Here is a 15,224-nt window from a genome sequence, read left to right as displayed (position 1 = left end):
GTGCTGGCGATGATAGCCTCTACGGTGAAGCTGGAAATGATACGCTTGTTGGTGGCGATGGTAGCGATCGCCTAGAAGGTGGCGCCCAAGCAGATTATCTTAGGGGCGAAGCAGGTAGCGATACCATCTATGGCGATAATGGAGATGACATTATCTTTGGTGGCTACGAAAATCAATCCATCAGTTACGGTGATCATGACAGTATTTTTGGTGGTGAAGGGAATGACACAATTAACCCTGGTTGGGGCAATGATGTAGTTGATGGGAATGATGGAACTGATTTATTAGTTATCGACTACTCTACGCTACCCACAATGGCAGTTGCTTGGTCAGAACCTGACCCTGGCACAAATAAGTACTATGGTTATGTTGCCAATGCTTACGGTATGGGTAACTTAATCAAAACAGACTTAGATGTTTTTGGAACTTATCAAGTTGCTATTTCGGCAGACGGGACAACTATTGCCGGGTTAAGTATGGGAAGTAATGTTTATATTAAAAAAATTCATACTTCTGAACCTTTCGTACAACTAGCAGAAAACACAGGATACGGTTTTCCTCAATTGTCAGAGGATGGTAGCAAAGTTGTTTGGTTTAACAGTTCCAGTATTTGGATTGCTAGTACTGATGGAAAGCAAATTAGACAGCTATTCTCTGAGAACTACTACGAACATCTGTATCTTGATGCTGCAATTTCGGATGATGGCAGTACTATTGCCTGGATTGACCGAGTTAAGAAAGAATACGGTTTTGATTACGTAATCAAGAGTGCTAATGCTGATGGCTCTAATTTAAGAGAAATTACCACTGATAAAAACCATCATCTTCAGTATGTCAATCTTTCATCTGATGGCTCTAAGGTAACTTGGTCTGGTTCTCAAACTGGAGTATGGGTTGCTAATACTGATGGTAGTAACCAAAGAGAACTCTCAGGAAATTACGGCTATAATATTAAGCCCGCAATTTCAGCCGATGGTTCTCGGGTCGTTTGGGCTGGTTATGCAGGGGCTGGTTATTCTTCACCTGGCGTTTACGTTGCTAATACTGACGGTTCTCGACTATGGACTGTACCTAATACTAAGAATGTTTCGGCATTTACGTCCCAATCACTTTCAGGAGATGGCAGCCGAGTCATATTCTCTCAATATATTAGCTCGGACAACCAACAAGCAATTTATGGTCTTTATGTTGCCAGTGTTGACGGACTAGAACCACTCATCCTCATTGATACCAATACTAATAACTGGGATTATGGTGGCTCTGTTGGTAGAGGTCCTACGTTATCCAGTTATGTCGATATTGGCGTTCGCTACAATTCTTTTGACTTAACCATAGGTAGCGGTGAAATCCTGACTTGGGGTCCTAGCCGGGTTCAGTTTAGTAATATCGAACGCTTTGATATTACCGGAACCAAGTATGGCGATGACTTATTTGGCGGAAATCTTGATGATAAACTCACAGGCGCTGGTGGAGCTGATACTCTCAAAGCAGGATTAGGAAATGATACTTATATTCTTAATCCTCAAAATGCTGGTGGAAGTCAAATTGAGGATGCTAATGGTACAGATATTCTAGAACTCACAGGGGTTACTCTCTCCTTAAATGTTCCCGCAACGGAAATCTTGGGGATAAGACGTGCAGGGACAACGCTACTGATTGACTTAAATCAAGATGGAATTGCTGTTACCGAAGATGATCTAAGTATTATTAACTTCTTCGATGTAACGGGAACAGGTGCAGGAACAGGCTTTATTGAAACAGTAACTAACCTTTCAGGGGCGAATATTCTTAGCCAACTCCAAATTAGCAACGATACTATTTCTGGCGGTAACGGTGATGACTTCATAGATGGAGGTCAAGGTAATGACCGCCTCAACGGAAGCAAAGGGAATGATACGCTACGGGGTGAAGATGGCAATGACATACTTTTAGGTGAAGATGGTAATGATTCCCTTCAGGGTGGTATTGGTAATGATACCTTAACGCCAGGTTGGGGAGACGATCGAGCTGATGGTGGTGCAGGAATAGATATTTTAGTGTTAAATTACTCTACCCTACCCACCCGTGCTGTAGCTTGGAGTAAAGTTTATAATCAAACTGGGTTTCGCTCAGACTTTTTCATTGGTAATGCCTATGGATTAGGTAGTCCCATCAAAATCGGAGAAAACTATCAAAAACATGCTCTTTCTGCCGATGGTACAACTTATGCCTACTACAGTAATTCAAATAACGGTTTATGGGTGAAAAAGCTTGATAGTTCTAATGCTCCTTTAAAAATTAATGATGGATATATCAATACAATAGCTTTCTCAGCTAATGGCAGTAAGATTGCCTGGAGTGTAGGTAGTCAACTGTATGTTGCTAACACAGATGGCACAGGAAAAACTGAGATTAGCCGAAGTAATAGCATTCAAGGTGACATATACTTTCTATCCTTCGCTAGTTCAGGAAATCAAGTTGCCTGGACTGCTAACGCTAAACTGTTTGTCGTCAATACAGATGGAACAAACTTGCGACAAATTACGCAAGATTCTTCTGACAGTCCTTATCTTTCAGCCGATGGCTCTCAGATTATTTGGCGGGGATATCAAAACAACAACAGCCAATACGGCATTTGGTGGGCTAATACCAATTCTAATTTTCCTCAAATCAATTCACTACAATTGGGAAACAATGCTTTTTACAGCAGCAATGGAACTACGGCCCTCTGGAGCGATAGTTCTTCGAGCTTATCAGCAATCAGTACAAATAGTTCTGAAATTCAAGAAGTTGCAGAAAGCTATGGTTTACGAGTTAATGGTGGTGCTAATCCTGTCTTAGCATCTGATGGACAAAAAGCAGCTTTTGTAAAACCCCTAGATACAAATTATCAAGGTTATGGCTTATATGGCTTGTACATCGCAGATACTTACAGAACTGGAACAGCAACTCTTATCGACACAGCTATAGAGAATGGCTCAACAGAGCGAGGATTTGGGACAGATAAACTTGCCATAACTTCTTATGTTAATATCGGTGTTCGCTATAACTCCTTTGACTTAGCAACAGGTAGCGGCGAAATATCTACTTGGGGGCCAAGTCATGTCCGCTTCAGTAATGTAGAACGCTTTGATATTACCGGAACTATTTATGGGGATGATTTACGGGGAGGCAATCTCAACGATAAACTGACTGGTGGTGGTGGTGCTGATTCCCTTAAAGGCGGTTTAGGCGATGATGTTTATATCCTGCAAGCGCAAACTGCCGCAGGAAGTCAAATTGAAGATACAGGAGGAACAGATACACTCGATCTCGCAGATATTACGCTCTCTTTATCTACTCCCGTCGCTGGGATTACTGGGATACAACGGATTGGAACAACTCTACTAATTGACTTAAATCAAGACGGCATTACAACCCCGGAAGCTGATTTGAGCGTACTTAATTTCTTCAATTCCAATGCCACAGGTGCAGGTGTAGGGTTTATTGAAACGCTTGATAACCTTTCTGGCATCAACGTTTTAAATAAACTGTTGGGTATCTCTGTGAATCAAGCCCCTTTAACGCAGGGAAATAAGACTCTCACAATTTTAGAAGATGCTGCGCCTACTTATTTAGCGCTCGCAACCCCAACCGATGCAGATAACGATCCTTTAACTATCACTGTTACCGCCGTTCCAGAAATAACAAAAGGGGAAATTCGCTTATCTAACAATACAGTTGTCACCGCAAACACAACCTTAACCACTCAACAACTAACTAACTTAGTTTTTGTCCCAATTAGCAACGCCAATGGCAATATCGGAACTTTCAGCTACACTGTCACTGATGGTAACGGTGGCACAGCATCTCAAACTATCACTCTAGAGATTACTGGGGTTAATGATTTACCAATTATAAACCAGGCGCTCGCTGACCAAATTACCACGGCAGATAAAGCCTTCAGCTTTACAATCCCTGCTAACACCTTCAATGATATAGATGTAAGCGATATCCTTACCTATTTGGCAACTTTAGAAAACGGTAATGCCTTACCAAGTTGGCTCACTTTTAATGCAGAAACTCGTACATTTAGTGGTAACCCTACAAATAACAATTTTGGTAGCATCAACATCAAAGTTACCGCCAGTGATGGAACAGCAAGTATCAGCGATGTTTTTGTATTGACAGTGGCTAATACCATTATTCAACTTCCTAATGTGATTAATGGCACTTCAGGCGCAGACAACCTAACTGGTACATTGAACAAGGATATTATCTCAGGATTGCTAGGCAATGACACGCTCCAAGGACTAGGTGATAACGACACCCTTGATAGCGGTGATGGCAATGATTCCTTAGATGGTGGTACAGGAGATGACAGTCTCATTGGTGGTAAAGGCAATGACACTTATATTCTGGACAGTATCAGCGACACGATTATTGAATCCGCCAGTGCAGGCACAGATTTGGTCAAGTCTTCGGTAAGTTGGGTGTTGGGAGCTAATCTGGAGAACTTGACCCTAACTGGAAGCTTGGCAATCAATGCTACTGGTAACAGCCTTAATAACATCATCACAGGAAATACTGCCGCTAACATCTTAAATGGAGTTGATGGCAATGATAGCCTGATTGGTGGTGACGGCAATGATACCTTGTTGGGTGGTGCAGGCAATGACACCTTAGATGGAGGTTTGGGAGCAGATAGTCTCAATGGTGGAATTGGTAATGACACTTACATCGTAGACAACTTCAATGATACGATTACTGAAGGCTTAAATGCAGGCACAGATTTAGTCAAGTCTTCTGTGAGTTTTTTGTTGGCAGATAACCTGGAAAAATTGACCCTGACTGGAAGCTTGGCAATCAATGGTACTGGTAACAAAGAGAATAACATCCTCATAGGAAATACTGCCGCTAACACTTTGAATGGAGTTGATGGCAATGATAGCCTGATTGGTGGTTCTGGTAATGACACCTTAATTGGTGGTTCTGGTAATGACACCTTAGATGGTGGAGTCGGTAATGATAGCCTTGATGGTGGAGCCGGCAATGACATTTACACCGTAGACAGCCTCAGCGATACAATTACTGAAGGCTTAAATGCAGGCACAGATTTAGTTAAGTCTTCAGTGAGTTGGGTGTTAACAGATAACCTAGAAAACTTGACCCTAACTGGAAGCAAGGTAATCAATGGTACTGGTAACAGCCTTGATAACATCATCACAGGAAATAGTGCCGCTAACACTTTTAATGGAGTTGATGGCAATGATAGCCTGATTGGTGGTTCGGGCAATGACACCTTGTTTGGTGGTGTAGGTGACGATGACTTAGATGGAGGTGCAGGTAATGATAGTCTTGATGGTGGAGTCGGCAATGATACTTACACTGTAAACAGCGTCAGCGATACTGTTACTGAAGGATTAAATGCAGGCACAGATTTAGTTAAGTCTTCGATAACTTGGGTGTTGGGAAATAACCTAGAAAACTTAACTCTGAGTAGAAGTTCAGCAATTAATGGTACTGGTAACAGCCTTGATAATATCCTGACGGGAAATACTGGCGCTAACATCTTGAATGGAGTTGATGGCAACGATCGCCTTTTTGGTAACTCAGGCAATGACACCTTGCTTGGTGGTGCAGGTGACGATTTACTCGCTGGTGGAGTTGGTCGAGATATATTGACTGGTGGAGTTGATCGAGATAGCTTTAACCTGGCTAATACTCGCACTGGAGGCTATGACACTATTACTGATTTTTCTGTTGGAGATGATACTATCTTCGTTTCTAAGACAGAATTTGGACTGAGCCAATCTCAGGATACGGTACTGGATTCGAGTTTGTTCAGACTTGGTACTAATGCAACCATAGCAGGCGATCGCTTTATCTACGATCAAACTACGGGGAACCTATTCTTTGATAAAGATGGGATTGGTAGTGCTGCACGAGTTCAGATAGCCCAGTTCTCGAATCAGGTAGCGCTTACTAGTGCGAATATTACTGTCATTGCCTAACGAAAGCTAGCTAGGTAATACAAAAGATTAAACTCGTTGTAGTTACCATGTTTAGCATGGTAACTACAACGATAATACAAACCTACCAAAACCTTCTTTGCACGCGGGTTTAACGGGGATATTATGGTTATTTAAGCACACATAACATCACTCAAATTGCACAAGCGATCGCAATTCGGCAGCAAAGTGACGCATAGCTGACCAGATCAATACCAGTTTTTGCAAGTGATAAGGAAGTCGCCCTGCATGGGCAAGAGATTCGATAAAAATCACAGGAGTCTGTTGGTGTTGTTGTTGGCAACTCTCTAGCGCTGACTGCCCAGCCCAAAGTTGATCTCCAAGAACCTAAACGCCAATAGTCATGCACTTACTTCCTCTCAATCTGTGCGTTGGCAACGTGATGACAAAATGCTACTCAATCAAGTGTAACGCTATTGTTACAAAAACTTTCTCAATCAAAAAGCTGATGAAAGCCCAAAAGCGCTAGTGCTAATGTACTATTGTGATGAGAAATTTCTCAAATATCCAGATTGAATCATAAATTTAGCAGAGAATAGTCGTTCCTGCCGCTTGGTAGAAATGATAATACCTCAACAACAATGCAGACGAGGAAAATAGTTCACGTTGATATGGATGCCTTCTACGCATCGGTAGAGCAGAGGGATAACCCTAGCTACCGAGGCAAACCGTTAGTCGTCGGTGGCAGCCCGAATCAGCGAGGCGTAGTTGCAGCAGCGAGTTATGAAGCTCGTAAGTTTGGTATTCACTCAGCAATGCCGTCAGTAACAGCGATCGCTAAATATCCTGGGCTTATCTTTGTCAGACCGAGATTCGACGTTTACCGAGAGATTTCCACTTCAATCCACGCCATATTCAAACGCTATACTGACTTGGTGGAAGGGGTTGCACTAGATGAGGCATATCTAGATGTTACTGAAAACAAGCAAAACATTCCCTACGCTTCTACGATCGCAAGACACATCAAAACTGCAATTGTTCAGGAAACTCAGTTGACAGCAACCGCAGGTGTGTCGATTAACAAGTTTCTTGCAAAAATGGCATCAGGGCAGAACAAGCCGAATGGACTAACGGTTATTTTACCGGAGGATGCGATCGCCTTTGTAGAACAGCTAGCGATTGAAAAATTCCACGGCATTGGAGAAGTTACGGCGGTTAAAATGCATTCGCTCGGCATTCATACTGGCGCAGATTTGAAAACGCGATCGCTGACTGAGCTAACACACCATTTTGGGAAAGCAGGGAATTATTACTACAAGATTGCCAGAGCAGAAGATGACCGTCCAGTTGAGGCGAATCGGGTTCGCAAATCCGTTGGTGCAGAAAATTCGTTTGCAAATGACTTAAGTGATATCAGTCAGATGTTGCAAGAACTCGAACAGATTGCCTCTCTTGTCGAGCAACGGTTAGAGCAACACGAAACGCGAGGACGTACATTAACCCTAAAAGTCAAGTTTTCTGATTATCGCCAGATAACACGTAGTAAGACGGCGATCGCTCCAATTAGTGAAGTAGATACAATTTTTGAGATAGCTAAAGCACTGTTTGAGTCGATTGATCTGGAAAACCGCAGTATTAGGTTACTGGGCATTTCCTTGTCCAATTTGGATAACGCCAAACAAACCCAAGTAATTCAATTGCCATTATTTCAAAATGGGAACATTATATTTTAGTGTAGGTGTAGTTTGTTCAGACGCTGACAACTCGGTTATGGAGAGAGAGCGAATCAACTCCCGAATCACATCAGTTGCAGGTCTACCCGTACTTGCACAATATTTTTCAAGTTTTTCGCTTTCAGTTGATGCAAGATTTATTGTGATTCGTTTGACAGCCCATTTTTTGTTCATAACTGCTTTATTAATAAAATTTAATGAATTATCTAGACTTTAAATGCCTTGTGCAATACTTAACAAATATATAGATGTTAACCACAGTATACTTGCCGTAAAACTATTTTTAGCACATCTTCCTCAGAGTATTTACTTGTAATCCAAAACTTCACTGATCTATCATCTATATGAACTTTACAACATTTGAAACGAGCTTGTATTTTTTGTAAATATTGTTAAGCAAAGCGCAATTTGAGTGAGCCTTGCAAGAGGCGTATAATCAGCAAGCATTGCCAATTGAATTTAGTAAATCTTCTATGTATGAATAAAAATTAGGTACATTTTTCATTTTACACAAGTATATTAAAAAAGATGTTTCCTTTCAAAACTTGCTTGAGTGATACGAATGCAGACACAGGTGTTAGAACTAGAAAAAATCGCTGACAAAATTAGAAAACTATTCGCACTTAGACAATCTCCCAACGAAGCAGAGGCAAGCGCCGCCGCAGCTAAAGCCCAAGAAATGCTAACCCGGCACAATTTATCGATTGCCTCACTCCATGATTGGACACCTCAACCATTAGAAGAAGAAGTCATTCGCCAGTTTAAACGCATGACCTCATGGAAATTTATTTTACTAAGTGGTGTTTGTTGGGGGAATTACTGCTCTGCGATCACCAGACACTACCATAGCGGGTCTAAAATGATTATCTTAGGGCGAAAAGTGAATATCGTCTCTACTCAGATTCAGTTTGAGTATCTTGAACAAACTATTGAACGACTGGCAAAACAAGCCGTAGGCAATCGCGCTTTTAGAAATGCTTTTAAATTAGGTGCTGCTAATAGACTTGTAAGTAGGATTCTTGAGAATCGCGATCAACAGAAAAATCAAGGTATTGCTGGAACTACTGAATCAGTTGCAGTACCTGCGATTATCGTGCAAGCGCTCTATGAAAAACTAGAATCTGAGTTAGAAGCATATCTAAATAATGTGAAAGTTAAACAAATGGCATTACCATATTGTGGTTCAAAAGACGGATATTTCTCTGGTATATCTGCGGCTGATTCTGTCTCTCTTAATCACCAAGTTAGTAGCAGTCAACAGCACTATCTGCCAAGTTAATTAAGACTTATCAGGAGATAGCGGCAGTGATAAGAGTAGATTTTGGAGTGATTGCCCTCATGCAGTGCTTGATGCGATCGCTGTAGGCAAGATTTACAGTACTTCTACAGAGGTATAAATAGTTATCAAAGTATAAACTAATTACTGTTAAAAGGTGATAGTAGTAAATTTATATACTCTATTGATGTGAATAATTCGGTAGAGTATTTTTGTGAAAGTGCATCTATCATAAGCGATCGCCTCTCCTGTCCCCCTTCTAAATTACCTTAATCATGAGCCTTTTGAGAGGAAGATTATTTAGTCATTAAACTCCAGTGCCCACCCTTGGCTCCCAAAAGACACTCCACCGTCAGCCTGACACAGCCGCCCCCGATAGAATTCCTGCTGTAAAAGAGACAGAACACCCAAAACCCCCAATTCTGACTAATCCCCCAAATCTTCGCCTAGCTGTAAAGAAAAAAGCAAATTGACTGATAATATAAAGCTCTACAATAGGCAATCTTCTGACTGGAAACATTGATTATGAGCTTTGCTAATAAAACCATTGTTCTTACAGGTGCATCAGCAGGGATTGGGCGAAAGCTGGCAATCTCGTTAGCCCAACAAGATGCAAATTTAGTCCTAGCGGCTCGTAATCAAGAAGGATTAGAACAGACACTGACTGCTTGCACAAATCATACACACAAGGTGATTGCAGTAGCTACAGACGTAACTCAAACAGAAGCTTGCCAGCAGTTGATAGAGAGAGCGATTACCGTGTTTGGGCAGATTGATATTTTGATCAACAATGCCGGAATTGGAATGCTGACGTGCTTTGATGAAGTGACAGATTTGTCCATTTTTGAGCGGGTAATGCAGGTTAATTATTTAGGTGCAGTCTATTGTACTCATTATGCCCTACCCTATCTAAAAGCCAGTCGAGGACTATTAGTGGCGATTTCTTCAATTTGTGGCAAAACAGGTGTACCGACTCGTACAGGTTACGTTGCCAGTAAACACGCCATGCAAGGCTTCTTTGATACATTACGGATAGAATTGCACTCAACAGGAGTAGATGTATTGGTTGTTTCACCAGGGTTTGTCGCCACAGATATTCGGCAACGAGCCTTGGGAGCAGATGGAAAACCATTAGGCAAAAGTCCGCGTGATGAAACGCAAGGCAATATGTCAGTAGATGAGTGTGTAGATCAAATTATTTGGGCGATGGAGCGGCGTAAAAGAGAACACATCATGACGTTGAAAGGTAAAATACTCCCTTGGGCAAAGCTAATTATGCCAGGATTGGTTGATCGTATAACTGCTGCGACCGTTCGCAAGCCAACTGCTACCCAGAAGTAATCAAAACTTGAGAAACTGCGTGGCAAGTAGATGATTTTTACTACTCCACAGTACAGTTTAGTACATCTCTCTCCTCACCCACTCCAACTCTCTACCGCCACACATTCCCCATTGAACACATAAAAAGCACCCGCCCCGCGCACCTCCAGAAAACCCCCTGGCGAAGAGTAGTCTTTCACCACTCCCGCTTGCCATTGCCGCGAAACGAGGTTGCAGACTTGTACAGAAGTTGCGATCGCCTACATCGGGTGCTTGAGCCATCGCCACTTTTGCAAACTAGATTAAGTGAGTATGTATAATAAAAGAGGCTATTAAATACCGATATATTACTTAGTGATGTGCTACTCGATATTTTGGAACTCCAGCTACAGCATAAGGGATCATCTTTTGCCGACCAATGGTCGGCATTTTACTTCAATAAATAAGTCAATTTGCGATCGCCTCTCCTGTGCCCTTGTTACAACCGCCCTCCACAGCCTGCGATTGTTCCCTTGAGGTCAAGGGTGCATTTATGTTTGACCAAATTTTGACAACCATTGGTTTACACGTATTCAGCTAAGGGTGTTGTATTGGGCTTGGTTTATTGCGTCTAATCCTTGTATAGTGCAGCTTTAAAAGTTTTTCGTTCTTCTTGCATAAAGTACAAAGCTTTAGCTGAAGAATATTGCATACCAAACGAATTATATGTAAAACAGGGACAAGCTTTAAAAGTCCTTTATTTAATCCCCTATTTGCAAGCGCTGCTCTGACCATGCCCCAGGGCAGTTTTTTCTTGTACAGGTTGGCTACAAGAGTTTACACCCACTGGCAACAATCGAATCACACGTGCAGTGCTTTGTTTACTCGCCATAACCGTCAGATTGCATCACAGTCCGTAAAAGCGTTAACCTCAAATGTAGCAAGTAGAAACACTTGAGATATGCGGTGAAAAGCAGTGTAGTGTTAATCAATAATCTTTAAAAATAGCAAATTACCCTTTTATTAAAAAATATTCAGTAATCAATAAATTATTTATGACTATAGATTTACTAGAATTTTTCCACCGAACAGACCCCAGTCGAACTTTGTACATCAATCAAGGTTCAGATAAAAAGTACTACATTGACTTTTCCTCAGTCAGAGGCGGCGATATCATCGGCAAGCTGAAGCAGAAAATTACGTTCTTCAAAGCGAACGAACCGACCTGCACGTTATTTACTGGTCATATCGGCTGTGGGAAATCGACAGAGCTAGTCAGGTTGCAGGTGGAACTGGAAGAATCAGGCTACCACGTAGTATATTTTGAGTCTAGCGAAGATTTAGAAATGACCGACGTAGACATTGCAGATGTGCTTTTAGCGATCGCCCGTCGTGTGAGCCAAAGCCTGGAGAAAATCACGCTTTCGGAACCGAACAAATTCCATGAACTACTGCAAGGCGCATTGAGAGCGCTAGATTCGGAGGTAACGGGGTTTAAGGTAAAAACCCCAGCCGGAGATGTTGGTTTCTCCACAGAAAAAGAGAAATTCTCCTTAGCACTGGGAATTGGTGAAATCACAACCAAGACGAAAAGTGATCCTCAACTGCGAGAGAAGCTTAACCAATACCTGGGGCCACAGAAGACCAGACTGCTGGAGGCGATTAATCGTGAACTCCTAGAGCCAGCGATCGCTAAACTAAAGCAGCAGGGTAAAAAGGGATTAGTGGTGATAGTCGATAACCTCGATCGCATAGATAACCGGATTAAGGCGTGGGGTCGTCCGCAGCAGGAATATCTGTTTGTGGATCAGGGGGAGTTTTTGACAAAGCTGAACTGCCATTTAGTTTTCACAATGCCGCTATCGTTGAAATTCTCTAATGATTATGGAACGTTGACCCAGCGTTTCCCAGAAGACCCGAAGGTACTGCCGATGGTTCCAGTGCAATGGCCAGACGGCAGCATACATCAGCAAGGGATGGGGCTGATGCAGCAGATGGTGCTGGCAAGGGCATTTCCCGATTTGCAACCAGAGGAGCGTTTAGACCAGATTAGTGAAATCTTCGACAGTACAGAAACGCTCTTGCGGCTATGCAGTTTGAGTGGTGGTCATGTGCGAGACTTGCTTAGGTTGCTCAATACTTGGATTCAGGAGGAAATGAGGTTTCCCCTCTCGCGTAAGACATTGGAGCAGGTGATTCGCGCACGTCGCAATGAGATGGCAATGCCGATTTCAGATTCGGAGTGGGAATTGCTGCGTTATGTTAAGCAAAGGAAGAAAGTTAGCGATGACCAAGGATACCAAAAGCTAATCCGTAGTAGATTTGTGTTTGAATACCGAGATGGGGGTGAATCTTGGTTTGATGTCAATCCGATTTTGGCAGAGGCAGCAGAGTTGAGTAGTTGAGAGAGCAGTTCACTAGAAAAGGGGAAAGGTAATATCAATTCACAATTCGCTTTTTCGCCCATTCGCAATTAGTAATTCGTAATTAAAAAACGTAAGATACAGTAAAGCTTTTAGGATTGCTATATGTATCAGATTTTTTGTGAAATGGTGTAAGGGGTAAAGGAAGTAATTATTAAAGAGATAATACCCATTACCTAATGCGTTCGCTTTTACCATCTTGTAAATAGAAGAATCAGCATATAACTACCTGAAATCCCTGTTTTTTAATTAACTGGTTTCCTTTCCCTTTCCCCTTTGCCCATCTTTTTGATTGAAATTGTATGAGTACACCGCACCAGTCAGAAGATACACCACAGGATAATGAGCGATCGCTGCAACAGCTAGCTTGGACGCTTCAGGCTTCGGTGGGACAATTTAAGCTGATTTGGGCGCGGTGCAATTACAGCGATTTACGGACTCGCTTGATAGAAAGGTTAAGCGAAATCTGTAAAATGAAGATTCAGGTATTGCAGATCAAAGAATCGGAAAGAATGCTTTTTACTGCAATCCGTTCAGAATTACAGCCAGATACCCAAGCGTTGATGATTGTGGGCTGGGAATCACTGCATGATTTAGCGCAGATGTTGACAAGTGCTAATCAGGTACGCGAAGAATTTCGTAAAAATTTGTCTATTCCAGTAGTGCTGTGGATTAGCGAAGAAATCCACCACACCATCATGGAGATTGCTCCTGACTTGGAAAGCTGGGGAACTAGCAGAAGTTTTGCGATCGCGCAGAATGATTTAAGTGAGTTTATCAATCAACTGGCTGATAAATATTTTAGTAATACTTTAAATTTGAATTTAAATGATTCTCTGTTACTCGAATTAGAATTAGCAGCAGCGCAAAGAGAGTTACGAACTGATGATCTTGAGATTGAAGCTAATTTAGCATCATTGCTTGGGTTAGTAAAACAGCTTAATAATCAGCTAGATGCTGCTTTAGAATTTTATCAACAAGCTAAAATTATTTGGGAACAGCTACATAATCTAGTTAGACAGAACAAGATTTTAAGTGAGATTGCTTTTTGTCATTATCTTAAAGCTTTAAAAAAATCAGATATTAATCATTTAGATTGGCAAGCTACTCGTCAATCTGCTGAAGAATATATTAACTTTCTCAACGAAGTTCAAAAACCAGATTTCGTAGCCAGTTCTTTCGTGAAATTTGGGAATATACTACGGGATTTGAAAGAGTGGGATAAGTTACAGTCATTAGCACAGCAGGCTTTAGAGATACATCAGGCTCTAAATCAGCCCATCGAATTAGCTAAGGATTATAGTTTTTTAGCGCAAGTAGCACTGGCACGAGCGCACTGGCGTGAAGCCAAGCAGTTTACACAGCAAGCTCTAACTATCTTGTCAGCAATTCCTAATCGTGAATTAATAAATATTTCTGGGGTAGTATCGCAACTTCCACAAGAGTCTGTGATTACATACGATTCTAGTCTTTACAAGTATATTTTGGCGCAGGCTGAATATCAATTAGGCGAAATTTCTTCAGCAATTGCAAATTTAGAAGTTGCAAGAGATGGTGTTAGTCCCCTATTGGATTTAAGACAACACCTGAATATTCTCAGTTACTTGCAACGGCTTTACTTTGAGCAAAAAGAATATCTCAAAGCATATAACATCAAACAGCAGCAGCAGTCTGTTGAACAGCAGTTTGGTTTACGGGCTTTTATTGGTGCAGGTAGATTACAGTCAACAAAGCAGGCTCAAGCATCCTTAAGCAAAACTGAAATTCAAGAAAATATCGCTCCAGAAATTGCTGCATCAGGTCGCTTGTTGGATGTAGAACGCTTGGTTGAGCGTGTAGGTCGCCTGGACTATAAGTTGATTGTCGTTCATGGGCAGTCAGGTGTAGGCAAAAGCTCTTTAGTCAACGCAGGGCTAGTTCCGGCTTTAAAAAATAAAGCGATCGGAATCAAAGATAATCTGCCTGTGGTAATGCGTGTTTATACTAATTGGGTAGAAGAATTAGGGCGACTAATACACGAGGCATTACAACAGAATGGTAGAACTAGGAATAAAGAGCTTGAGGTTTTTAAAGAAAAAATTCAAACATCTTCTGACTCATTAATTTCTCAACTGCACGAAAATGAACAGCATAACCTACGCACAGTGCTGATTTTTGACCAGTTTGAAGAATTTTTCTTTACTTATACCCAAGAAATACAAAGGCGGCAGTTTTTCGAGTTTTTGGGTGAGTGTCTCAATATTCTTTCAGTGAAAGTAATTCTATCATTGCGAGTGGATTATCTTCATTATTTACTAGAGTGCAATCGTTTGTCTAGCATGACGATTATTGGCAAAGATATTCTTAGCAGTAATGTACTGTACAATTTAGGAAACTTTTCACCTGATGATACCAAGTTAATTATCCGTAAGGATTCAGGTGGCAGAGTATTGACAAGGGGGACACTTGAGGGGGAGTATCACAAATATGAACCAAAACCTGCCTCAAGATTTAGACCGAGAAAGCTTGAACCAGTTATCAAAAGAAGAACTGGTAGAGATAATTATTGAGCAGGGCAAGGCAA

Annotated in this window: 7 protein-coding genes and 2 pseudogenes; 6 read left to right on the top strand and 3 right to left on the bottom strand. The window is 41.6% G+C overall.

Annotated features, from left to right (window positions below):
• Window positions 1-5,972 (top strand): putative Ig domain-containing protein (locus A4S05_RS23640; RefSeq protein WP_176727081.1); only part of this gene is annotated, 5,972 nt, incomplete at its 5' end.
• 168 nt (window positions 5,973-6,140) lie between these two features.
• Here the strand turns inward: A4S05_RS23640 and A4S05_RS39310 are convergent.
• Window positions 6,141-6,335: pseudogene (locus A4S05_RS39310) on the bottom strand (cryptochrome/photolyase family protein); the annotation flags it as partial.
• 236 nt (window positions 6,336-6,571) lie between these two features.
• Between A4S05_RS39310 and dinB the strand changes: the two are divergent.
• The gene (dinB, locus tag A4S05_RS23635) at window positions 6,572-7,663 is read left to right on the top strand and encodes a DNA polymerase IV (protein WP_069072237.1); all 1,092 of its coding nucleotides are present in this window, start codon (window positions 6,572-6,574) and stop codon (window positions 7,661-7,663) included.
• Here dinB and A4S05_RS23630 read toward each other — a convergent pair.
• On the bottom strand, window positions 7,634-7,837 hold the full coding sequence (locus tag A4S05_RS23630) for a ribbon-helix-helix domain-containing protein (RefSeq protein ID WP_069072236.1): 204 nt from the start codon (window positions 7,835-7,837) through the stop codon (window positions 7,634-7,636). The two genes, dinB and A4S05_RS23630, sit on opposite strands and share 30 nt — an antisense overlap.
• A gap of 388 nt (window positions 7,838-8,225) precedes the next feature.
• Between A4S05_RS23630 and A4S05_RS23625 the strand changes: the two genes are divergently transcribed.
• Both A4S05_RS23625 and A4S05_RS23620 read left to right on the top strand, forming a co-directional pair.
• On the top strand, window positions 8,226-8,942 hold the full coding sequence (locus tag A4S05_RS23625; protein ID WP_069072235.1) for a DUF2786 domain-containing protein: 717 nt from the start codon (window positions 8,226-8,228) through the stop codon (window positions 8,940-8,942).
• A 522-nt stretch (window positions 8,943-9,464) separates the two neighbouring features.
• Entirely contained in the window at window positions 9,465-10,280 is an 816-nt protein-coding gene (locus A4S05_RS23620; protein ID WP_069072234.1) for an SDR family oxidoreductase, read from the top strand.
• A 57-nt stretch (window positions 10,281-10,337) separates the two neighbouring features.
• Here A4S05_RS23620 and A4S05_RS23615 read toward each other — a convergent pair whose 3' ends face one another.
• Complete coding sequence (locus A4S05_RS23615) at window positions 10,338-10,541, bottom strand: hypothetical protein (protein WP_069072233.1); 204 nt, start codon at window positions 10,539-10,541, stop codon at window positions 10,338-10,340.
• Between the two features lie 752 nt (window positions 10,542-11,293).
• Between A4S05_RS23615 and A4S05_RS23610 the strand changes: the two genes are divergently transcribed.
• Together A4S05_RS23610 and A4S05_RS23605 are read left to right on the top strand one after the other, a co-directional pair.
• The gene (locus A4S05_RS23610; RefSeq protein WP_069072232.1) at window positions 11,294-12,643 is read left to right on the top strand and encodes an AAA family ATPase; all 1,350 of its coding nucleotides are present in this window, start codon (window positions 11,294-11,296) and stop codon (window positions 12,641-12,643) included.
• A 320-nt stretch (window positions 12,644-12,963) separates the two neighbouring features.
• Window positions 12,964-14,967, top strand: a pseudogene (locus A4S05_RS23605) (ribosome assembly protein 4); the annotation flags it as partial.
• Window positions 14,968-15,224: the final 257 nt, after the last annotated feature.

The sequence above is a fragment of the Nostoc sp. KVJ20 genome (assembly GCF_001712795.1).
Lineage (GTDB): Bacteria > Cyanobacteriota > Cyanobacteriia > Cyanobacteriales > Nostocaceae > Nostoc.
Note: the sequence above shows the minus strand (reverse complement) of the source record. Positions and strands in the feature narration are given on the sequence as shown.